Source organism: Halovivax gelatinilyticus (assembly GCF_024300625.1).
GTDB classification, from domain to species: Archaea; Halobacteriota; Halobacteria; order Halobacteriales; family Natrialbaceae; genus Halovivax; species Halovivax gelatinilyticus.
The window spans coordinates 2,606,939-2,627,921 of the sequence record NZ_CP101322.1; the positions used below are offsets into that span (position 1 = coordinate 2,606,939).

19 protein-coding genes and 1 tRNA gene are annotated in these 20,983 nt (G+C 63.1%); 9 read left to right on the plus strand and 11 right to left on the minus strand.

Annotation, left to right across the window (positions count from 1 at the left end):
* Positions 1–28 precede the first annotated feature (28 nt).
* Both NKH31_RS12380 and NKH31_RS12385 read right to left on the minus strand, forming a co-directional pair.
* Positions 29–613: a DUF7524 family protein gene (locus tag NKH31_RS12380; protein ID WP_254862105.1), complete on the minus strand. Its 585-nt coding sequence runs from the start codon at positions 611–613 to the stop codon at positions 29–31.
* A 9-nt stretch (positions 614–622) separates the two neighbouring features.
* Complete coding sequence (locus NKH31_RS12385) at positions 623–814, minus strand: methytransferase partner Trm112 (protein WP_254862106.1); 192 nt, start codon at positions 812–814, stop codon at positions 623–625.
* A 165-nt stretch (positions 815–979) separates the two neighbouring features.
* Here NKH31_RS12385 and NKH31_RS12390 point away from each other — a divergent pair, with 165 nt between their 5' ends.
* Together NKH31_RS12390 and NKH31_RS12395 are read left to right on the plus strand one after the other, a co-directional pair.
* Positions 980–2,536: an ATP-binding protein gene (locus NKH31_RS12390; RefSeq protein ID WP_254862107.1), complete on the plus strand. Its 1,557-nt coding sequence runs from the start codon at positions 980–982 to the stop codon at positions 2,534–2,536.
* The gene (locus NKH31_RS12395) at positions 2,529–4,604 is read left to right on the plus strand and encodes a hypothetical protein (RefSeq protein WP_254862108.1); all 2,076 of its coding nucleotides are present in this window, start codon (positions 2,529–2,531) and stop codon (positions 4,602–4,604) included. Before NKH31_RS12390 ends, NKH31_RS12395 begins: the two co-directional genes overlap by 8 nt.
* Before the next feature lie 17 nt (positions 4,605–4,621).
* On the opposite strand, the gene NKH31_RS12400 is transcribed toward NKH31_RS12395, so the two are convergent.
* Complete coding sequence (locus NKH31_RS12400; protein WP_254862109.1) at positions 4,622–5,995, minus strand: adenylosuccinate synthase; 1,374 nt, start codon at positions 5,993–5,995, stop codon at positions 4,622–4,624.
* A 166-nt stretch (positions 5,996–6,161) separates the two neighbouring features.
* Here NKH31_RS12400 and NKH31_RS12405 point away from each other — a divergent pair, with 166 nt between their 5' ends.
* Positions 6,162–6,461: a hypothetical protein gene (locus NKH31_RS12405; RefSeq protein ID WP_254862110.1), complete on the plus strand. Its 300-nt coding sequence runs from the start codon at positions 6,162–6,164 to the stop codon at positions 6,459–6,461.
* A gap of 70 nt (positions 6,462–6,531) precedes the next feature.
* On the opposite strand, the gene NKH31_RS12410 is transcribed toward NKH31_RS12405, so the two are convergent.
* The 5 genes from NKH31_RS12410 to NKH31_RS12430 form a co-directional block, all read right to left on the minus strand.
* Positions 6,532–8,772, minus strand: a complete 2,241-nt coding sequence (locus tag NKH31_RS12410) for a DUF7527 domain-containing protein (protein WP_254862111.1) — start codon at positions 8,770–8,772, stop codon at positions 6,532–6,534.
* 115 nt (positions 8,773–8,887) lie between these two features.
* Positions 8,888–9,166, minus strand: coding sequence for a UPF0058 family protein (locus NKH31_RS12415; protein WP_254862112.1), 279 nt, complete (start codon positions 9,164–9,166; stop codon positions 8,888–8,890).
* Positions 9,167–9,334: 168 nt separating this feature from the next.
* Positions 9,335–10,006, minus strand: coding sequence for a DUF998 domain-containing protein (locus NKH31_RS12420; RefSeq protein ID WP_254862113.1), 672 nt, complete (start codon positions 10,004–10,006; stop codon positions 9,335–9,337).
* Between the two features lie 71 nt (positions 10,007–10,077).
* Positions 10,078–11,322: an ABC transporter ATP-binding protein gene (locus NKH31_RS12425; RefSeq protein WP_254862114.1), complete on the minus strand. Its 1,245-nt coding sequence runs from the start codon at positions 11,320–11,322 to the stop codon at positions 10,078–10,080.
* A gap of 119 nt (positions 11,323–11,441) precedes the next feature.
* The gene (locus tag NKH31_RS12430; RefSeq protein WP_254862115.1) at positions 11,442–11,912 is read right to left on the minus strand and encodes a DUF5793 family protein; all 471 of its coding nucleotides are present in this window, start codon (positions 11,910–11,912) and stop codon (positions 11,442–11,444) included.
* Between the two features lie 192 nt (positions 11,913–12,104).
* On the opposite strand from NKH31_RS12430, the gene NKH31_RS12435 reads away from it, so the two are divergent.
* From NKH31_RS12435 to NKH31_RS12450, 4 genes are all read left to right on the plus strand, one after another.
* Positions 12,105–13,967 carry a type II/IV secretion system ATPase subunit gene (locus tag NKH31_RS12435; RefSeq protein WP_254862116.1) on the plus strand — a complete coding sequence of 621 codons (1,863 nt, stop codon included), beginning with the start codon at positions 12,105–12,107 and terminating at the stop codon, positions 13,965–13,967.
* Between the two features lie 12 nt (positions 13,968–13,979).
* Positions 13,980–16,043, plus strand: coding sequence for a type II secretion system F family protein (locus NKH31_RS12440; RefSeq protein ID WP_254862117.1), 2,064 nt, complete (start codon positions 13,980–13,982; stop codon positions 16,041–16,043).
* A 43-nt stretch (positions 16,044–16,086) separates the two neighbouring features.
* Positions 16,087–16,776, plus strand: a complete 690-nt coding sequence (locus NKH31_RS12445) for a class I SAM-dependent methyltransferase (RefSeq protein WP_254862118.1) — start codon at positions 16,087–16,089, stop codon at positions 16,774–16,776.
* Positions 16,777–16,802: 26 nt separating this feature from the next.
* A tRNA-Gly gene (locus NKH31_RS12450) sits at positions 16,803–16,873 on the plus strand.
* 320 nt (positions 16,874–17,193) lie between these two features.
* Here NKH31_RS12450 and NKH31_RS12455 read toward each other — a convergent pair.
* The 3 genes from NKH31_RS12455 to NKH31_RS12465 all read right to left on the minus strand — a co-directional run bounded on the left by NKH31_RS12455 (position 17,194) and on the right by NKH31_RS12465 (position 19,137).
* Complete coding sequence (locus tag NKH31_RS12455; protein ID WP_254862119.1) at positions 17,194–17,685, minus strand: PIN domain-containing protein; 492 nt, start codon at positions 17,683–17,685, stop codon at positions 17,194–17,196.
* Positions 17,686–17,988 (minus strand): ribbon-helix-helix domain-containing protein, encoded by a 303-nt coding sequence (locus NKH31_RS12460; protein WP_254862120.1) that lies wholly within the window; start codon positions 17,986–17,988, stop codon positions 17,686–17,688. It lies immediately after the preceding gene.
* A 948-nt stretch (positions 17,989–18,936) separates the two neighbouring features.
* Positions 18,937–19,137 (minus strand): DUF7835 family putative zinc beta-ribbon protein, encoded by a 201-nt coding sequence (locus NKH31_RS12465; protein WP_254862121.1) that lies wholly within the window; start codon positions 19,135–19,137, stop codon positions 18,937–18,939.
* A gap of 168 nt (positions 19,138–19,305) precedes the next feature.
* Here NKH31_RS12465 and NKH31_RS12470 point away from each other — a divergent pair, with 168 nt between their 5' ends.
* Both NKH31_RS12470 and fen read left to right on the plus strand, forming a co-directional pair.
* Positions 19,306–19,878, plus strand: a complete 573-nt coding sequence (locus NKH31_RS12470) for a GNAT family N-acetyltransferase (protein ID WP_254862122.1) — start codon at positions 19,306–19,308, stop codon at positions 19,876–19,878.
* 104 nt (positions 19,879–19,982) lie between these two features.
* Entirely contained in the window at positions 19,983–20,963 is a 981-nt protein-coding gene (gene fen / locus NKH31_RS12475; RefSeq protein ID WP_254862123.1) for a flap endonuclease-1, read from the plus strand.
* Positions 20,964–20,983 lie beyond the last annotated feature (20 nt).

Consider the following 20,983-nt stretch of genomic DNA (forward strand, 5'->3'; position numbering starts at 1 on the left):
GCGGGCCTCTCAAACCGATCGTACTCGCCTACGTCGAGACGAGGAGGTAGCCGGCGACGAGAAAGCCCGCGAGGACGATCGCGACGCCGGCGAACGCGACCGGCCCGCTGACGAAGATCGTCGCGGCGAGCGCAACCAGCAGGGCGGTGCCGGCGAGCCCGGTCAGGGCGAGCGTTTCGGACGACGGAGTCGGGGTGACGGCCGATGATCGGTCGTCCGCGTCGTCCGTCTCTCGACTGGGCGGTTTCGCCAGTCGTTCGTCGACGGTGACGCGTTGTCCGGGATCGACGCCGCCGGTGAGGGTGACGTCGATAGCCGACGTGTTCGCGCCGAATCGCGTCGAGAGTTCGATGGTTCCCGTTTTGGGGCCCGCGTGGCCGCCGACCCGAATCGGGAGGGTGATGGTCTCGTCGGTGTCGACGAACGGATTCGCCTCCGTGACCGTCACGACGCCGGCTAGTTCGTCGCTCGCGTGAACGTGAACGTGAACGGGATCACCGTGGTTCGAGATTTCGAGTTCGAACGACCGGTCGGTCTCGATTGCCGGCGGGGTCGCCTCGACGCCCCCGCTTTCGAACCGGTTTACGTGTACGGCGATCGGGTCGGCGGTCACGAGATCACCTCAGGCCGGCGTTCCGTCTCGCATGTCCGGCGGGAGAAGGTTCGGGATCCCGTCTTCGATCGGATACCGCTCGCCACACTCCGCACAGACGAGCGTGCCGGATTCGATCTCTTCGTCCCCCTCGGCGTCTTCGAGGACGAGGTCGTGTTTGTCCATCGGACAGCAGAGAATGTCCACGAGTGACTCGTTCATGTTCCTCAGGGCGCGCGCAGTCGTCAAAAGGTTTCGGGAACGTCCTGGCGAGGGCTGATCGTGCGGTGGCCGTGTGACCCCCGAACTCACCGATGTTATTATTACCCCGGTCGAGTATGTGGAAGTAGATGGCGGTTTTGGAAAAGTGTGGGTAACGGGTCGTATATGGCGCAGGTAGAACTGACAAATCGGGTGACGCGCCTCGGCGAGATCGCCGCCGACATGGAAGACTGTGAGTCCGCGGACGATCTCTTCGAGTTTACGGTGTCTGCTGCGACGCGCGTCATCGAGTTCGACGCGGCGATCGTCTGTACACTCGAATCTGATCAGTTTCGACCCAAGGCGGCGTATTCGACCCGACTCGTCCCTGGCGACCTCCTCTCGGCCGGCGATGGCATCGCCGGGGCGACGTTTCGGGCCGGCCACTCCATCCGGGTCGACGACGTTCGGTCGGACGAGCGGGCGGCCCCGTCGGCGGATCACATTCGATCCGTGCTTTCGACTCCCTTCGCCGAACGAGGCGTCCTCCAGTTACATTCGACGCGCGTCGGCGCGTTCGACGACGTGGACGTCGCGTTCGCGGAACTGTTGGTCGCGACCGTCACGAACGCGCTCGGTCGAGTCCGGTACGAACGCGCACTCGGCGAGGAGCGAGATCAGTTCGCCGCACTGTTCGAGAACGTACCCGATGCGGCGCTGGCGTACCGGGTGACGAACGGGACGAAGATCATCGACTCGGTCAACTCCTCGTTCGTCGGCGTCTTCGACACCTACGGCGAGGAGGTCGTCGGTCGCCCGGTCGATTCGATCGTCGGCGTGCCGGACGAACTCGCACACTCTGATCAGTCAGTTCCAGTCGAACCCAACCGACGCACAGACGCTGAAGTCGTTCGCGAGACGCCCGACGGACCGCGGCCGTTTTTACTCCGTAACGTCCCGATCAGAACGGACGACGACTCGACCCGCGGCTACCTCATCTACACCGATCTCACGACCTTGAAAGAACGCGAACGAGAGCTCGAGCAAAAGAACGAGCGGCTCGATCAATTCGCGAGCATGGTCAGCCACGACCTGCGAAACCCCTTGAACGTCGCGGCCGGCTACCTGGAACTGGCGAAGGAAGAAAACCACTGCGAGGAACTCGAGGCGATCGAACGCGCCCACCGACGAATGGGTCGACTCATCGAGGACGTCCTCTCGCTGGCTCGCGACGGTGGATCGGTCGACTCACCCCAGCCGGTCCACCTCGGGACGGTCGTCAGGGAAGCCTGGGATCACGTTTCGACCGATGGGGGCACGCTCAGGGTCGACGGCGACGTGATCGAACGCGCCGATCCGAACCGATTACTCCAGATGTTCGAGAACCTCTTTCGAAACGCCGTGGAGCACGGCTCCACGAGCCGTGCAGAACCTGACGATTCTGCAGACGCGATCGAACACGCCGGTCCGGACGTGACGGTCCGCGTCGAGGCGACGTCGGACGGATTCGCGATTAGCGACGACGGTCCCGGGATCGACCGTGAGGTTAGAGAACGTATCTTCGAATCCGGATACACCACGACGTGTGAGAATACGGGGCTCGGACTGGCGATCGTCGATCAGATCGTGGAGGCTCACGGCTGGGAAATCACCGTCTCAGAGAGCGAACAGGGTGGCATGCGTATCGACGTGTGGACCGGTCGCGACGAGTCGGCGTTTGGGTCGGGTGAGCCCCGTGGCTGAGGGCCACCCCGGTTCGTTCGGCTTCGACGACGGGCGTCCGCTCGTCGAGACGGACGTGACAGGAACCGCCCTCGAAGTTACGGATATCGCGGGCAATCACCTCGTGTTCGATCTCACCGGGTGGGATTCGATCTCCACGCCGTGTTCGTTCGAGGAACCGATCGACGCGTCGGTCGTCGGTCGGGTCTCCGAAATTCGATACGATCTTAGAAACATCTTCGCGATCGATCGACTCGGCTCCAGAACTTCCACGGCGACCGATGCGGAACTATTCGGCGACGATATGGTACTGGTCAGCCACGACGAGGACGTTTCGTACTCGCTACCGGCGGGTTCGTACTACGGTCGATTCGACGCCGACATTTTTACGCGGATACACTTCGACGGCCCCGCGACGGTCCGAAATCGGTCGTACGGACGCCTCTCGATCTCGTTTTCACAGCCAACGCCGGTCACGTTCGGCTTCAAATCGGCCGTCGAACTCCCGCAAACCTCGCTCGCCGTCGCCCCGACGACTGACGACATCGCGAGGGGACTGGGTCACCTCTCCGCGTCGCTTCGCACGACGGGACCCGATCGAGTGCATCGAAATTATCGCGGCTACCCGCCGCTGTTGTCGATCGGATCGGAGACGGCGATTCCCGACGAGGTGGTCGACGCGACGCCGGAGACCGGCCTCGACATCGTCGTTCCGGATCGTCTGGGCGCACTCGTTACCGCGGCACCGCTCGCGTACTTTCTGGGGGCGACGCTCACCCCGTCGGACGAGGTGTCTCCGACGCTTCGTAGCGTCGACGGCGATCTCTCGTACGACCTCACCGGTGGACGTTCGCTCGCCGAGTCAGTCAGATCGCTCCTCGAACGATGTTTCTTCCTGGACCTGATGGTCTGCTGGCTGGGTCCGGAAGAACCCAGACTTTCCGAGTACGACCGTCTCGTGGCGGCCGGCGTCGATCTCGAACGCTGTGCAACCGAACCGCTCGAATCGCGGGTGGCGACGTTCCTCGAGTGTCCTGACGACCTCATCGCGGACGTCCTTCCGTCCTGGCCGTATCGGATGGTCGTCGACCCGTCTCCGGAGACCGTCTCGGTCGTCCCGCACGTGATTCACGATATGGCGTCGATCTCCGTACCCGGTGACGAGCGTCCGCACCCCAACCACCGACCCGACGGAGAGACCCCGGCCGAGCGTCTTCGCCAGTGTCAGGTGCTGTGTGGATCCATCGGCGACGATCCGATCGAGGGGGCGGTGGAGACGCTCCCGATCGCCTACGAGAACAGGCTGTCGTATCTCGCTCGCGATCGGGAGGCGATTTCGGTCGTGGTCGCCGGCGGACCGACCGTCGAGCGCTCTCACGTCGAGTCGTTCGTCTCGACGTACGCCGCCCGTGACGAGAACGTCTCGCCGACGGTCGAATCGCTCGTCGATCCGACGGTGGCTGAACTCGCCGCGTCGATCGAGGGCGGATGCGACCTGCTTCACTACGTCGGGCCGTCGGCGGGCGAGTCGATCCGCTGTCGTGACGGCACGCTCTCACCGACGTCGATTTCGTCCGTCGACGTTCCGGTCGTACTGGTCGACGGCGACGACCACTCGACCGTGGCTCGACGGTTCGTCGAGCGCGGGAGCGTGTGTGCGGTCTCGCGACAGCCGGCGGCCGTTTCGCGTCGCGAGACGCTTCTCGGGGAGCTGCTCTTGTTCGGCCAGAGCGTCGCGACGGCCGCTCGGTGTGCGGCGGTCGATGGAACGGTAAAACCGGCCACGATCGTCGGTGACGGCTCCTATCGGTACATCGCGAAGTGGCGACCGACGTCTGTGCAGGTGCTCTCGGAACGATCGGACGGCCGCGTTTCGATCACGGTCGTTCCGTTCCCGGTCGATCCGGTGGGCGCACACTGGATGAAAGAACACGACAGCGGGAAACACCTCATGCCGTCGGCCTACTCGATCGAAACTGACGTCACCGCGCTGAACGAACACTTCTCTCAGAACTCCCAGCCCGTCCTCTACGATGGCCGGTATTACATGGTGGACGAACAACGCCAGTTGCTCTATCCGATCGCGTAGGGCGAATCGGGAGTTATTCAGGCGAACGGGTCGGTCAGTACGACGGTCTCTTCGCGGCCCGGGCCGACGCCGACGGCGTAAATGGGGACGTCGAGTTCGTCACTGACGTACGTGAGGTACGTCCTGGCCGCGTCGGGGAGGCCGTCCCAGCCGGCGTCGGCGACGGCCTGCCAGTCGACGTCCGGCCAGCCTTCGAAGGTTCGCAGGGTCGCCTCGCATCGACCCCACTGTTCGGTCGTCGGCGGCATCGTTTCGAGCGTTCGCGTCTCGCCGTCGCGAGTCGTCATCGTGTAGCTGTGTCCGACCTTCACCTCGTCGAGTCCCGCGAGCGTGTCGACGTGGTTGACGACGATACCCGTAAAGCCGCTCGTGCGCGCGGCGTGTCTGAGCATCGGCATGTCGAGCCAGCCGACCCGTCGCGGTCGGCCGGTGACGGTCCCGTACTCGCCTCCTTCGTCACGGATGTACGTTGCGAGTTCCTCGTCGTCCCCGCCTTCGTTCGCGTCGTAGTCGGGGGTCTGTCCCTCGACGCCGCCGAGTTCGGTCGGGAGCGGACCCGTTCCGACGCGCGAGAGGTAGGCCTTGACGATCCCGATCACGTCACCGTCGGCGACGACGGCCGGCGAGACGCCCGCCCCGACGGCGACGCCACCGGCGGTCGGATTCGACGAGGTGACGTACGGGTAGACGCCGTAGTCGATGTCGAGGGCGGTTCCCTGGGCGCCTTCGAACATGACGTTGTCGCCGTCGTCGAGTCGACTGGCCAGGAAATCCGCGCAGTTTACGACCATCCCCTCGTCCGCCAGACGCTCGCCGTAGGCGCGGTAGGTTTCGTAGAGGTGATCGACGTTGAACGTCTCGTCCGGTTCGACGTCGAAGACGTCGCTCGCGAGCGCTCGCTTTTGCGGGACGACGTACTCGAGGCGGTCGCGGAGAACGTCGGGATCGACCAGATCGCCGATGCGGATGCCGCGTCGACCGGCTTTGTCCTCGTAGGTCGGACCGATGCCGCGCTTTGTCGTCCCGGCGGCGAGGTCGGCTTTCGCCTCCTCTTCGATCCCGTCGATGACGCGGTGGTAGGGCATGATCACGTGGGCGCGAGCAGCGACGCGAACCGTCGGATCGAGGCCCCGATCGCGCAGGGTATCGAGTTCGTCGAACAGCGTTTCCGGGTTGATCACGCAGCCGTTTCCGAGGACGCCGACCGTCCCGCGGATCGCCCCCGAGGGAACGAGCGAGAGCTTGTACGTCTCATCACCCAGCACGACGGTGTGTCCCGCGTTGTCCCCTCCCTGGTAGCGAACGACGACGTCGGCCTCCTCGCCGTAGATGTCGACGACGCCGCCCTTTCCTTCGTCGCCGAGTTGCGACCCGACGATTGTAACGCTCATGACAGCGACCGCTTCTGTCCGGGGTGATAAACCGATTACGATCCGGGGTTGCGCGCGCCCGGGAACCAGAAGTGTTAACCCCTAACACGTCAATTGGTGAACTAACTCTGTTCTGCCGGCTCCGAGGGTAACCTTTAAAAGGAGCAAAGACAAGTTAACAAATGCCATGATAGATCGACTTGAGAAGGAGGTAGACATGCTCGAACGTCACCTTCAGGTCCTGAAGATGGTTCTCGAAAACGAACCGATCGGTATCGTAAAGATGTCGAACGAAACCGGCTATCCCCACCACAAGGTGCGCTACTCGCTGCGCGTTCTCGAAGAGGAAAATCTCATCGAACCCTCGAGTCAGGGAGCGATCAAGACCGAAGAGACCGAAACGTTCGTCGAGGACCTCGACGGGAAGATCGAATCGATCTCCGAAAAACTCGAAGGTATGAAGATCGAGGGCGCCGCCGAAGTATAACTCCGATTGTATCCACACGCGCCGCGCTGTACGCGATTGGGCGATCGATTGTGACTTTTAACCGGTCAGCCTAGAGTTCCGGAACTGTCACGTGGAACCCGCCGCTGCGTGATTCGACCAGACAGAAGTGATAGCCCTGTTTTCGCGAGAGGCTGACGTGGCTGAGTTTCGAACTGCGACTCAAAAATCCACTGGTGGTCGCCTGCTCGGCCAGCTCTAACGCACCCGGATCGAAGAAGCTCGACGTTACCGCGACGGCGCCGCCGAGGTCGGGGTAGTTCGCACAGACGGCCGACGCGTCGGCTTCGAGCGATTCGAGCATCGAGCGCGTCGCCGGGTCGCGCGAATCGTTGCAGTTTGCGACGACGAGGGGAGTTCCCCGCTTGTCGAACGCGGCGACGTCGAACGTTATCAGATCGGGGACGTTCTCGGTGTCGTCGTCTTCGAGCGAGATTTCCGCGTCGAGTTCGACGCGATCGATCCGCGGGATCACGTCGTAGAGGTCGGCCAGACCGGCGGCCCGACCGGTCTCGCGGATCTCGAACAGTGCGGTCTCGATCAGCCAGCTGACGAACTGGTACTGGACGGTCCCTTCGATGAACTCGTCGTAGGATACGCCGTCGACCGTCGCGTCGTTCGCGTCGAACTGGGTGTGGCGCTCCAATTGAAGGTTCTTTGCCAGGTCCGCTCTGGAGCCGTCGCCGTCGTGGGCCGATTCGAGCGTGGTCTGGCTCTTCGAATCGTACCGGACGAAGACGTTGGTCTGTGCGAGCGCCTCGGCCGGCGTCAGACTGATCGAGCCGGTTGCTGGTGCTGTCGGCTTCGACGACGGTTGCGAGGGAGCAGCGGGTGACGAGTGGCTGGATTCGAGTCGGGCTTCGAGGGATTCGATCTGGGATTCGAGCGCCTCGATCGTCTCCGTGAGCGACTCGTTCTCGCGAGCGAGTTCGTCCCGTTCCCGTTCGAGTGCCGCTTTCGTCTCCTCTAGTTCGGTGACGCGCTGGGTCAGCTGGTCGATCTTGTCCTCGCGTTCGAGCATATCCGACTGGAGCGCTCTGTCGGTGGAGGCGACCGCGTCCGGATCGGGGTCGGCGCGGGTCGCCACGTCCTCTGACGTCTGGCTCGACGGGGCCGACTGCGCTGGCTCCGCCTCCGTTCGACTCCGTCGTCGTTCGGACCGGTGTGAGGTGACCTCCGATGATCGCTCGGTTCGCGAGGCGTCCGGATCGATCGACGGGATCTGTCGCGTCTCCCGCCAGCGAGCTTCCTCTCGAAACCGTTCGTCTTTGGCGCCTTCAGCGGCGTTCTCGTCGCCGGTCGACGTCGTGATCGACGACGGATCGTCCGATTCCGCGTCGTCCGAGTCGGTTCCCTTCGGACGCGTGATCGAATCGGGCGTGTCCGGGTCTGGCGTCTCGACCGATTCGTCGGCGACGGTCGCGTCGGGGCGATCGGTGTTCGAGGAATCCTGTTCGTCGTCGGTTTCGGAAGGCGTCGGTTCGTTCGGCGCCCCGTCGGTTTCGGCGGCCGTCGCGTCGGCCTGGGATTCGTCGGGATCGGTTTCGCTCACACCGCCCGTTCCGGGCGACTCGAGCGAGCGGTCGCCGGGCCCAGCCGACGCCTCTGCGTCCTCGATCGGCGTCGATTCGGAGGCGGTGGTCTCCCCACTCGCTTCGTCGTAGCCCGCTTCGTCGTAGCTCGTCTCGACCGACTCGGTCGGAGTCGGATCGTCGGTCGGTTCCGATGGTTCCTCCTGGACGGGATCGGGTTCGGTGCCCGGAATGTCGGTCACGGTAACGTCGACGTCGACGACGTCGTAAATACCGACCTCGTCGTCGGCCAGCCGGAACGCTTCTTCACCCGTGACGAGTCGCTCGGCGTTGCCGATGTAGGCGGCGGACATCCGCCGTCCGCCGTAGTAGACGGCGTAGTAGTCGCCGGAGAGAACCTGCTCTGACAGCTCGACGTAGCCGGTAAACGAGCCCTGCTGGAGCGTTCGATCGACCTCGGCGAGCGACGTCTCGTTGGTGTAGTAGGTTCCGCGCGTTTCGCCGCCGGTTTCTAACATCGCCGCCAGCAGCGGCAGGACGTCCTCGGGGGCCTCGTAGATCGTCCCGGTGGTCGCGGCGACGTCTTCGATATCACCGTCTACGACGCCGACGACCCGGCCGTTTAACAGGAACAGCCAGGCGCCGGCCGCGGAGACGGCGCCGGAGAAGTTGGCGTCGGCGAGTGCGGTGAGTTCGTCCGTACCGCCGGCAAACGGACGCGACTCCCATCGCTCGACGCGCGCTTGCGTACGTGAGTCCATACGCCAACAAGCGTAAAGCCAATTATAACCGTTTCGCCTATATATCGACAGTAGTCATTGCGCGAGCGTCAGAGACTGTTCGATTCGGTGTGCCGTCGGCGATCGAACCCGGCGTTCAGATCTTCGATTCGGCGTCGTCGGCGAGTTCTTGCATTCGTTTTCCGATCCGTCCGGCGCTCGAAAACTCGTCGTTGCTGATCGCACTCGCCAGCGCGTTCCCCAGGACGAAGACGGCGTGTTTGTGTTCGCTCTTGGACTTGTGTGCGTCGTCCGGGCTGACGTCTAGCTGGTAGTAGGCGTCGAACAGTCCGTCTTCGACGTCCTCTTGCTCGGCGAAGTACTCCATAATTATTACAAGTTCCGCGTGTAGCTCTAGCAGCTCGTCCTTGTGCATGGACGCTCGTAGGGACGTGGCCCTGTTAAGCGTTATGCGCAATTGAGGTCGATATCGTCGTTTTGCGGTAGCGAGACCCTGTCTACCATGCGATCAGCGTCCTGGACGCCGTTCGGCTAGCCGATTCCGTAGACGTCTTAGACCCTCTCCCGAACCTTCTCTGCCAGTTCACTCCGCGCGCGAGCGCTCGTCCCGCTCGCCAGCGGTCGGGACCGAATCAGCTCGTGATCGGACACTCTCGATGGCGAGCACGACGACCCACGCACCGAGACAGCCGGCGGCGACGAATTCGGGAACGGCGAACCACGTCGTGGACGTCGACGCCAGCAGGTGAACGTACGCTCCCCAGACGATCCAGCTGGCGAGTTGAAGTGTGCCGGCGGCGAGCGACGCGACTGCCAGGTGGGTCGTTCCGGCCCGATAGGCGCCAAGACCGTACCCGATCGCCGCGATCGGGGCGGCCGCGAACGTGGTAAGTGCAGCCGGACCGTGGAGATCCGTCGACAGGTAGTACGTGGTGTGTTCGAGAAAGAACAGGCCCACGCCGATCATACCAGCGAGCGACACTCCCAGCATGCCGGCTCCCACTCGCTCGAGGCGGTTTGTCGATTCGTCCCACACTCGATGAACGAACGGGATTCCGATCACGCCGGCGAGGATCAGCCCACCGTTGAACACCCAGAACGTCTCGGTTCCAGGCCGACCCATGTCGGAAAGTGCCCGGTTTCGCCAGGTGAACGTCTCCGGACTCGCGATACACGTCGAGAGGAAGATGGCGCCGAGGGCGATCACCGGGGCGGCCAGCCCGCAGGCTCGCGTTACCCTGTGCGTATCGACCATACGGCTCGTGGGTGGATCGGGTCCTTCAATCTGCGGATTCAGGGTGCTTTCGGCCGTCGGGGCCGGAACTTTCAGTCGTCGTTCGCGGACCCGACAGCGTCGGGTTCGGCGAGCAGCGCGGAGTCGGCCGGTTCCGTCCGCGAGCCGGGTGCCGTCGTCTCGGGTGTGGCCACCTCCGCCGACGACTCGGTTCGCTGTTCTGCGGGGAACCAGGCCAGCTCGTGATCGGCGGTTACCCGGACGGCGACGCGCTCGCCCAGTTCGATCCGATCAGAGTGGTTGTGCATGCATTCGATGGTTTCGCCGTCGTCGAGTGCGACCCGATAGAGGATGGTCGGTCCGAGGTAGCGCCGGTAGATCACCTCGCCGTCGGTCTCCGAATCTTCTGCCGGATAGGCGGTGACGTCGTCGGGTCGAACCAACAAGTCGATCTCGGTGTTGTCGTACTCCTCGACGAGACCGCCGACGTCAGCGCGAAGGACGCGTCCCAGCGCGGTCTCGACGTGGTCGCCACTAACTCTGCCCGAGAGGAAGCTCGCGTGGCCCAGAAAGCCCGCGACGAAGCGCGATTTCGGCCGCTGGAAGACGCGTTCCGGAACGCCAACCTGTTCGAGTGTCCCGTCCGCCATGACGGCGATGCGATCGGAGATCGATAGCGCCTCTTCCTGGTCGTGCGTGACGGAGACGGCCGTCACTCCGGCTTCTTTGATGATCCGACGGACTTCTTCTCGCATCTCGACCCGAAGGTCGACGTCGAGGTTCGAAAACGGCTCGTCTAATAGCAAGATGGTCGGTTCCGGAGCGAGCGAGCGGGCAAGCGCGACGCGCTGTTGTTGCCCGCCGGAGAGTTCGTCGGGATAGGCATCGTGCTGGTCTGACAGTCCGACGAGGTCCAGCAGTTCGTCGACGCGCCGGTCTCGTTCGTCGCTGTCCCAGTCGGTGAGTCCGAACGCGACGTTCTCGCGTGCGCTCAGGTGGGGAAAGAGCGCGAATTCCTGAAAGACGACGCCGACGCCGCGTTCTTCGGGCGGAACGAATCGATCACCACCGGCGACCGCTTCGTCGTGGAGTCGAATTCGCCCGGAGTCGGGCGTTTCGAGCCCGGCGATCAACCTGAGCGTCGTCGTCTTACCACAGCCGGACGGGCCGAGCAGCGTCAGTATCTCGCCCTCTTTGACTCGCAGTGAGCACGCTTCGATTACGCACTCGTCGCCGTACGACGCGCGCACGTCGTCCAGTTCCAGTACCACGTCCGACGGCGACGGCTCGCGATCTGGTTCGTCCGTCGCCGACGCGAGTACGTGTTTGGAAGGCATGGATGTCCGGCGCTTTCGCTTCTACGTGTTTAGGTGGGCCTAAAACACTTATATCTGCCGGTCTCTACTGCCGCGCGGGAATTCAACCCGGCGCACCCGTGAGACGTCTATCAATCTCGTTACAGTTCGACGCCGCCGGGAATGAGGCTGTGCTGGCGCAGTAGACTCCCTTCGTCGTCGTAGACGAGAAACGTCCGCTTTTCGTAGGTGAGTAACTCTTCACCCTCTACCCGGATCGTCACCTCGTATCGGCCTTCGTCGTCGTTCGACCGTTCGCCGTAGCCGCGGGCCGCCCGGATGAACGTGATGACGTCGTCGGCGTCGACGTTGAGTTCGAGGACGAAGTCGCCGGTGAGCCGGTCGGTGACGCTGACGACGCCGCTGGCGCCGGATTCGACCGGTCCCTGCAGTCTGAGCGCGACGTCCGTTTCCTCGCCAGCCAGGAGTTCCCCGTCGGGGCCGGTGAGGCGCGATTCCAAGTCCGGTCCCGAGCCGTCGAAATCGATCGTCACCGACGGCTTTTTCGGCTCGCCGTCCGTTTCTATCCAGTCGACGTCGGCCACGTCGAGCGTGAAGTGTTCGCGCCTCATTCGGTACTTCGATGTTGGGTGTCCGACCGTATGAACGTAACGCCCACCACCGGTGAATCGAACGTCTCGTATCGGTGACTGTCGTCGTCCCGAACCGTTCGCTCGCTGGCGATCGTGCCACGTCAGCGATCGAACGGCCATCCGATTTAAGACGCCACGTTCCCGATAGTTCCTACGCGACGACGGTACCCGATGGTTCCAGACGACCCCCACGAGGCTCCAGATCCCCCGCAGGACGATTCACCGGCCTCGCAGTCGACCGACGATCAGTCGACCGAGAGCCGACTCGCCGCCCTCCGCCGGCGACTCGGGTACGTCGGTGACGTCCTCCGCGGCTCGCGAATCGAACTAGCCCGATACGACCCGAACGCACACGACCCGCTGGTGTCGTTCGACGTTCCCGTCGGGTTCTCGGAGATCGACCGATACTGGGTAAACGCCCCCTTCGCCTTCGTCTCGATCCTGTTCGATCCCGAGCGAAACGCCCACCAGTACACGGTCGTCGAACCCTCGCTTACGGACGAGGAGTCCGCGCTCCTCTCGACCGTCCTGGAAGACGTTCGCGACCCGCTGATCTACCGGGAGAGCGCCGTCGACGACATCGAAACGCGACTCGCCGACGCCGTCGGTGAACTGCTCGAACGCTACGGCGTCGACGTCGGCGTCGAGACGTTTTACCGACTCTTCTACTACGTCTACCGGGACTTCCAGGGGTACGGACGGCTCGACCCGATCATGAACGATCCACACGTCGAGGACATCTCGTGTGACGGATACGACCTGCCGATCTTCGTCTACCACGACGAGTACACGGACATCGAGACGACCGTCTCCTTCGACGCCGATGCGCTAGACGGGTTCGTCGTCCGTCTGGCCCAGCGGTCTGGTCGGCACATCTCGATCGGCGATCCGATGGTCGAGACGACCCTTCCCGACGGTTCGCGGGGTGAATTGGCGCTCGGTCAGGAGGTGACGCCGCGCGGCTCGGCGTTTACCATCCGAAAGTACGCCGACGAGCCGTTCACGCCGGTCGACTTGCTCACCTACGGGACGTTCGACGTCGCCCAGCTCGCCTATCTCTGGCTCGCCATCGAACACAACAAGAGTCTGGTCTTCGCCGGTGGGACCGCATCCGGCAAGACCACCAGCATGAACGCCGTTACGATGTTCATCACGCCGCGATCGAAGGTGTTGACCATCGAGGACACCAGGGAACTGCAGCTCTATCACGACAACTGGCTCTCGTCGGTCACCAGAGAGCGGATCCACGACGGGAACGACGTCACCATGTACGACCTCTTGCGGTCTGCGCTTCGACACCGACCGGAGTACATCGTCGTCGGCGAGGTTCGTGGTGAGGAGGCGATCACGCTCTTTCAGGCGATGAACACCGGTCACACGACCTATTCGACGATGCACGCGGACTCGGTTCAGACGGTGATAAATCGCCTCGAGAACGAACCGATCAACGTTCCCCGGGCGATGGTTCAGAGTCTGGATATCCTGTCGATACAGAAGATGACGCGCGTCGACGGCGAACGGGTCCGTCGAAACGAGGTGCTCGCCGAAATCGAGGGTATCGACCAGCGGACGGGCGAACTCGACTACTCGACGACGTTCACCAGAGATGGCGAGACCGACACGTTCACCGAATCGGGAAGCTCGGTGCTAGAGTCGATTCGTGACGAGCGCGGCTGGACCGAACGCGAACTTCGCCTGGAGCGTAAGAACCGCGAGGCGTTTCTGGAGTACCTACGCGATCAGGGCATCTCCGACTACCGTCGCTTTACCGCCCTCGTAAACGAGTACTACGCGGATAAAGCGGCCGTCTTAGAGCGGATCGGGAGGGACGACGTCATCGAAGAGACGCCCACCGGCCGTACGGAAGCGAGGACCGACGACGGTGACTCGACGGAGACGAACGATTTACCCGACACCGGCGATGCAGCGCTGACCGAATCGAATCGAAGCGCCCCCGCTGAATCGGAGGGTCAGACACATTCGGACCAAACTCCGGCCGACGGCGACCCCGTCGTCACGGACGAGGGACGGTGACGGGGTGAGTCCGTGTCGTACGCGAACTTCCTCCCGCTCGTCGTCTCCCTGTTGCTGGTGACGCCGGTCGCGCTCGCACGCGTCCACCCGCCGACCGACCGGACACTCACTCGCGTGGCGATCTATCTCTTCGGTCGGTACGTCGACGAATTCCGGAGCGAACACCCCGCCCGTCGGCACGCCCTCCGGGCGGCGCACGCGCCCGACACCTACCGCGAGTACGGCGCGCGAACGTTCACGTTCGCGACGCTCGGTGCCGTGCTCGGCAGCGTTCTCGGGATCTACCTCATCTGGGGAATCCTCGCGATCCTGTCGATCGAGCCCGACGTTCTGCGGGAGTCGCTCCCGTCGTTACTCACGTTTCTCGCCAACTTCGGCGGCGTGCCGGAACTCGATCCGCGCGAACTGTTCGTCCTCTTTCTCGTCTCCTCGCTCACGCTCGGCGTGATCGCCGGCGGGGCGACCTACTGGCTTCGCTGGTGGTATCCCTCCTACGTCGCCGACCGACGGGCGCGAGCGATCGAGGCGTCGCTCCCCTCGACGGTGGCGTTCTGTTACGCCCTCTCGCGGAGCGGGATGGAGTTTCCGCAGGCGATCCGCATCGTCGGTCGAAACGGCGACACCTACGGAACGGCCGCCGCGGAGTTCGACGTCGCCGTCAAGAACATGGACGTCTTCGGAACGGACGTCACCGCCGCGTTACAGACGATGGGCCGGCGGACGGCGAGCCCCCAATTTCGCGAGTTCACCGAGAACCTCGTGAGCGTCCTGCAGAGCGGTCACAGCCTCTCGGACTTTCTCGAACGCCAGTACCACGAGTACCGGGAGGAAGCCGAATCGCAACAGGAGAGCATTTTGCGAATGCTCGCGACGCTGGCCGAGGCCTACGTCACCGTTCTCGTCGCGGGACCGCTGTTTCTCATCACGATCCTCGTGGTGATCGGCTTCTCGATGGGTGAGACGATCGAGCCGCTCCGGGCGCTCATCTACGTCATCCTCCCGTTCGGCAATCTGGCGTTCATGGTCTATCTCAGTATGCTTACCGATCGGATCAGTCCGGGCGGCGGGTCGGCTCCCACCGAACGATTTGGCCGACGGCCGACACCGCCGATGACCGACGGCGGCGTCGCGACCAGTGCGACGGCGTCGACCGACCGGGCCCGGGCGAACCTGTCTCGTCTTCGAGTGTATCGTAAACTGCGCTCGATTCGCCGGATCCTGGGTCGACCACGGCGAACGCTCCTCGAACGACCGAGTCGGTTACTCTGGGTGACGGTGCCGCTGGCCGGGGCCGTCGTCGCGACGCGGCTCCCGGCGGCTGTCACGGACGGTCTGGGGGCCGTGGACGACGTCGCTGTCATCGCCGCCCTCTTCGTCACGGGAACGTTCGCCGTCGTCTACGAGATTCACCGCCACCGTATCGAAGCGGTCGAGGCGGCGGTACCGGACCTGCTCGACCGTCTGGCGAGCTTGAACGAGGCAGGGATGCCGATCGTCTCGTCCGTCGACCGGATCCGTCGCTCCGACCTCGGCGTTCTCAACCCGGAACTCGATCGCCTCTGGGGCGACGTTCGGTGGGGATCGGATCTGGAGGCGGCGTTTCGTCGGTTCGATCGGCGCATCCGAACGCGCGCGGTGTCCCGGATGGTAACGCTGTTGACCGAAGCGATGAACGCGAGCGGGAATCTCGCGACGGTACTTCGAATAGCGTCGCGACAGGCTGCCGCGGACAGGCGGCTGGCACGCGAACGAAAGCAGACGATGACCGAGTACATGGTCGTCGTCTACGTCTCGTTTCTGGTCTTCGTCTTCATCGTCGCCGTGTTGACCGCCTATTTGCTGCCGAACATGCCGGCGGAAACGGCGACATCGGCGAACGGCGACGGACCCCTCGCCGACCTGGGCGGCGGCGACCGTGAGACCTATTCGATGCTGTTCTACCACGCGGCGGTAATTCAGGGGGCGACGTCCGGGTTCGTGGCGGGCCAGCTCGCGACCGGGGACGTTCGAGCCGGCGCGAAGCACGCCGCGTTCATGATGCTCATCGCCCTGGTGTTGTTCGGCGTCGTGCTGTGAGGATCGAACCCCTTTTGGATCGACCGCGCGGAGTGTGCGAGAGATGCCCGACCGGCGCGACGTCAGAGCGACCTACGAGCGGATCGGCGAACACTTCGCCACGACCCGCGAGTACGCCTGGCCGGAGGTAGAGTCGTTCGTCGAGTCGGTCGCGGCGCTCCAGGGCTCGAGAGCGGGTGTCGGGCTGGATCTCGGCTGTGGAAACTGCCGGCACGCGGAGGTGCTCGCCCCGCACGTCGACCGCGTCGTCGGGATCGACGCCAGCCGGCGTCTGTTGGACTCCGGTCGCGATCGCGCAATCGATCGGGGATTCGTCGACCGACTGGCTCTCGTCCAGGCCGACGCCTCGACCTTGGCGCTGGTCGATGGCTGCGTCGATCTCGCCGTCTACGTGGCGACGCTTCACCACTTGCCGACGCGGACGGACCGACTCGCCAGCCTGGACGAACTCGCCAGGGTACTCGCCCCGGGCGGCCGCGCCCTGGTGAGCGCCTGGTCGACGGCCCACGATCGCTTCGAGGAGGCGAGTCCCGACGACGAGGTGGGATTCGATACGACGGTCGACTGGACGTTGCCCGGTGGCGAGGTGGTCGAGCGATTCTACCACATCTACGCGCCCGCGGAGTTCGAGGCCGATCTCGAAGCGAGCGGCCTCTCGATCGCCGACTCGGAGATTTCGAGCGGGAACTGTTACGCCACCGTCGAGCCCGACGAGAAAAGAGAAGTCACTTAACGGAGCACCTCCAATCGGCAGAGTGAGCGCGGATGGTCTAGTGGTAGGACCTGAGCCTTCCAAGCTCATGGCCCGGGTTCAAATCCCGGTCCGCGCACTTTTCGAGGAACGGACGTGACGAGAACGTGCTCGACAAAGGGATTTGAGCCCTATCAGTCGCAGCGCGCACAGCGAAGCGAGCACGAACGTCTGATTTCGGTTCAAATCCCGGTCCGCGCATTTCTGCTGCGAGCAATTCCGCGAGCAGCAGGAATCGTACGAGGGATTTGAATTACGGAAGTCGCAGCCCGCACAGTGAGTGAAGCGAAGCGAGTGAGACCGTCTCGCATCTGGTTCAAATCCCGGTCCGCCCACTTCACACGCCTTCTCGAACTGATTTATGGTGTTTTTCGGCCTGGCTCAAAACACCGTTCCATCTCACGGATCGAAGAGGTTCTGTGCGCGTCGGTAGATCGGACGTCCGAGCCAGTCGCGGGTTTCAGCCAGCTGTTCCACCCTGTCTCGGGCGTCCTCGGTTTCGAGAATGTCACGGTTGACGAGTGCCTTGAGGACAATCGGTGAGATCGCAACCTGGGCCCGTGTCACGGTCTGGAGTTCGGGGAGTGCTCGTAAATCGTCGGTAAGCAGAAAGTCGGCATCGAGTTTCTGGCAGAGTCCGACGCAGCTTGCTTCTCCCCGATCGATGCGAGATGTTTCGAGAGCAGGGTCCGCGACCGGGTGAACCGTAAACTGCGACCGGTTTTCGAGGACGTTCGCTGCGGCTTCCCCGTGTACGTCGGTGTATTCGGCAGTGGTTTCGAGCTCTTCGATTACCGTTTCTGTCGTATGCGTATTGAACGCTTCGAGAACGAGTTCCAACGCGTCAGCGGTAACGAGGGAGATGAGGGCGCTGGTATCGACGACGATCATTTACAGGTCTGCGAGTTCGTCAGCGAGGTCGTCGCCCTGATCCAGAACGGTTTTGGAAGCGCGAACGGATTCAGCGTCTTGACGTCCGGTGAATTCTTTCAGGGTTTCGAAGCCGATCTGGTCGTCGAGATAAAGTTCGACGACGGCTTCTTTGAACGTTTCGTCGTCTTCGACGGCGTCGAGATACTCCTGGAGCGCGTCTTTGACGATCTCGGTTCGGTTTTTGTGTGTCACTTCGGCTGCGATATCAGCTTTCTCCACCAGCTGTTCTGGAAGCCGGAAATTGACTCGTGTCGTACTCATAACTCCACCCTCTGTACGTACATTGTACACAAGGGTTTATAATTGCTTCCTCCGCTACCACAATCTGGCTCCCAACATGCGCATACTCGCCATATTATGGCACTATCTTTTATTCATTGGATATAGAACTCGTCCGAGGGTGCGATATTGTCATCCAGGGCAGCCGAAACCGAGACCAACAACGATTCGCCAACCCCATCGCCCACACCAATAACTAAATTATTGTCTAACACGTCTTGGGGAACGGAAGTCACCCTCTACGGGGCGCTCAGAATTGCCCCGGGTGGTAGGACACCCGAGGCGTGGCTTCCGAAAACCAGCTGGGTTTTCTGTTGCCATGATACGCTACAAACCTTCGAGACAAAAAGGTCTCGCACGCCTGCGGTATCGACAGCGGACGCTTCGACCGGTTACCTCCCGAATTTCCCCGTCGACCAGCGATTGCTGGTCGTCGACGGTGGGTTCGCACCGATGAGTCCGATGGCGCCCGGTTCGACCGCGCGATGCTATCGATGTTCGGACCCACTAGGTCGGTCCCACCGGGTCACGGTCACCGCTTCCCACGAAGGGCCAGGAACCGACGGATTCTGCACCGTCGAGCGGCGAATCTGTCTGGATTGTCTGGCGGCGATCGGATTGTTCGAGTTCGATCCCGACCATTTTGCGGTCGAATCGTGAGCGAACGCCCTGATCCGATCGGCGGTCGAGTTGAGTGCGTTCCGGTGACCGATTCGGCCACTGTGAAACCCCGAACGGAATGACTCGGTCCCGTGAACATAGAAATATGACAGTAGAAGTGCGTTCGAACGTCGTGGTTCGCGGCTGATTGGCGGTACGATGATCGGCGGTGGGCCGACGAAATACGCAGGTCCGTCGGCCGACCGATAGAAGCGGAGACGACGCCCGATCACGGTGGGCCGGGGTCAACACCTTGTGTCAATGAGTCGATCAGGCGTTGTTCATCCGCTGGCTGGCGCGACGCCCACAGCGCTGACACTCGGTGACGCGATAGGGTTCGCGCGAGAACTGGCTGTTTTCTTCTTTGAGACTCTCGGTTCGCAGTTGCACCGACACTTCGTGGAGAGTGTCTAGATCACACTCGTCGCAGTACTCGGTGAGCCCGTCGAAGGCGTCGTCAGTAGTTGCCATGTTTGTATATCTGGAACATCTGCTAATTATACCTTTCCGTTTCGGAACTTCGCTCGTCTTGCTTGTTGATTTTCAAGGTTTCCTTGGCGGTTCATTTTTCTCCCTGTGACAAACACGGTGAAGGGAAGAAACGCACACGCTTTCCCGTTTGCGGCTCTCGGTGTACACGTGAGCACACCGAACGACGATCGACTCGCGTTTCGTGTCCTCGGGTGGCCGGCGGACGGGCCGACGCTCCGGCTCGACCACGAACGGTTCGCGTACGCCGGGAAGTTCGTCATGTCCTCTACCGGCAAGGCGGTCGTCCGCGAGGGCGAGGAAATCGTGGCTGCGGTCGCGTTCAACGCCGATCGGACGGATTCGACCGTCTGCTGGCTCCGGTACGTCACCGTTCGGGCTGACCGACGCGGCGACGGGCTCGGCCCGCGACTCTGTGCGTTCGTCCGCGACCGCGCCACAGATCGCGGATTCGACCGGGTGAAGATCGCCGTCAACAATCCCTACGCCTACGAGGCGCTCCACCGCGCCGGATTCGGGTTCACCGGCGACGCGACGGGCATCGCCGAACTCGTTCTGGTCTACCCGGAACCCGATCAGTCGGACGAACGCTATCGGGCGGGACTCGAGCGATTCGGCGACCGCGATCTGTCCGAGGACGAACAGGCGTTTCTCGATTCCCGGTTCGAGGCGGGCCGTCCCGCACGAATCGCCTCCCCGTACCGGTCCAACCACGACTCGTAGCTGCCGTTCAAGGGGTGACTGAATGCCAATCGACGCGCCGTTGGTGTCCCGTCTTCCGGTCGAGACGCCAACGCTCAAATCCAGGTCGTCCCAATAGAAGATCGATGGGAAACGCAGCACTTCGTGAGATCGCCGTCATCGACCCGATACCGTTCGCCGACCTCGAGGGATCGGTCGTCGCCGTCGACGCGCACAACTGGCTCTACCGGTACCTGACGACGACGGTCAAGTGGACGAACTCGGACGTCTACACGACCGCCGACGGGACGGAAGTGGCGAACCTCGTCGGGATCGTCCAGGGGCTTCCGAAGTTCTTCGAACACGACATCGTCCCCGTGATGGTGTTCGACGGCGGCCCCTCCGAGTTGAAAACCGACGAGATCGAAGCGCGCCGAGAGCAGCGAGAGACCTACGAGGAACAGCTCGAAGCGGCGCGCGAGGCGGGCGATCCAGTCGCCATCGCCCAGCTCGAATCGCGCACCCAGCGACTGACCGACACGATCCAGGAGACGAGCCGGGAACTTCTCTCGTTGCTCGACGTGCCGGTCGTCGAAGCACCGGCGGAGGGGGAGGCCCAGGCCGCACACATGGTCCGTCGCGGTGACGCCGACTACGTGGGTTCGGAGGATTACGACGCGCTGCTCTTTGGTTCGCCCCGAACGCTTCGGCAACTCACCAGCAAAGGTGATCCGGAGCTGATGGATCTCGAGGCCACCGAAGAAACACACGGTCTCACGCTCGAACAGCTGATCGACGTCGCCATCCTCATCGGAACCGACTTCAACGAAGGTGTAACCGGCATCGGGCCGAAGACGGCGCTCTCACTGATCGGCGAGCACGGCGACCTCTGGAGCGCGCTCGAAGCCCGCGGCGAGCACGTCGAGCACGGCGACCGGGTTCGCCAGCTCTTTCGCGATCCGAACGTGACCGACGAGTACGACGTCTCCACGTCGCTCGATCCGGACCTCGACGCCGCCCGGTCGTACGTCTGTGACGAGTGGGCGGTCGCCGAAGACGAAGTGGCCCGTGGCTTCGAACGAATCGAAGCGTCGGTCGTCCAGGCGGGCCTCGACCGCTGGACGTAGCGCGTTCTCGTTCGCCGTTC

Excerpts from the sequence above, each read along its gene's own strand:
- NKH31_RS12385 (WP_254862106.1), bottom strand. The coding sequence starts at position 814 with ATGAACGAGTCACTCGTGGACATTCTCTGCTGTCCGATGGACAAACAC.
- NKH31_RS12390 (WP_254862107.1), top strand. The coding sequence starts at position 980 with ATGGCGCAGGTAGAACTGACAAATCGGGTGACGCGCCTCGGCGAGATC.
- NKH31_RS12400 (WP_254862109.1), bottom strand. The coding sequence starts at position 5,995 with ATGAGCGTTACAATCGTCGGGTCGCAACTCGGCGACGAAGGAAAGGGC.
- NKH31_RS12405 (WP_254862110.1), top strand. The coding sequence starts at position 6,162 with ATGATAGATCGACTTGAGAAGGAGGTAGACATGCTCGAACGTCACCTT.
- NKH31_RS12410 (WP_254862111.1), bottom strand. The coding sequence starts at position 8,772 with ATGGACTCACGTACGCAAGCGCGCGTCGAGCGATGGGAGTCGCGTCCG.
- NKH31_RS12415 (WP_254862112.1), bottom strand. The coding sequence starts at position 9,166 with ATGCACAAGGACGAGCTGCTAGAGCTACACGCGGAACTTGTAATAATT.
- NKH31_RS12420 (WP_254862113.1), bottom strand. The coding sequence starts at position 10,006 with ATGGTCGATACGCACAGGGTAACGCGAGCCTGCGGGCTGGCCGCCCCG.
- NKH31_RS12425 (WP_254862114.1), bottom strand. The coding sequence starts at position 11,322 with ATGCCTTCCAAACACGTACTCGCGTCGGCGACGGACGAACCAGATCGC.
- NKH31_RS12430 (WP_254862115.1), bottom strand. The coding sequence starts at position 11,912 with ATGAGGCGCGAACACTTCACGCTCGACGTGGCCGACGTCGACTGGATA.
- NKH31_RS12435 (WP_254862116.1), top strand. The coding sequence starts at position 12,105 with ATGGTTCCAGACGACCCCCACGAGGCTCCAGATCCCCCGCAGGACGAT.
- NKH31_RS12445 (WP_254862118.1), top strand. The coding sequence starts at position 16,087 with ATGCCCGACCGGCGCGACGTCAGAGCGACCTACGAGCGGATCGGCGAA.
- NKH31_RS12455 (WP_254862119.1), bottom strand. The coding sequence starts at position 17,685 with ATGATCGTCGTCGATACCAGCGCCCTCATCTCCCTCGTTACCGCTGAC.
- NKH31_RS12460 (WP_254862120.1), bottom strand. The coding sequence starts at position 17,988 with ATGAGTACGACACGAGTCAATTTCCGGCTTCCAGAACAGCTGGTGGAG.
- NKH31_RS12465 (WP_254862121.1), bottom strand. The coding sequence starts at position 19,137 with ATGGCAACTACTGACGACGCCTTCGACGGGCTCACCGAGTACTGCGAC.
- fen (WP_254862123.1), top strand. The coding sequence starts at position 19,983 with ATGGGAAACGCAGCACTTCGTGAGATCGCCGTCATCGACCCGATACCG.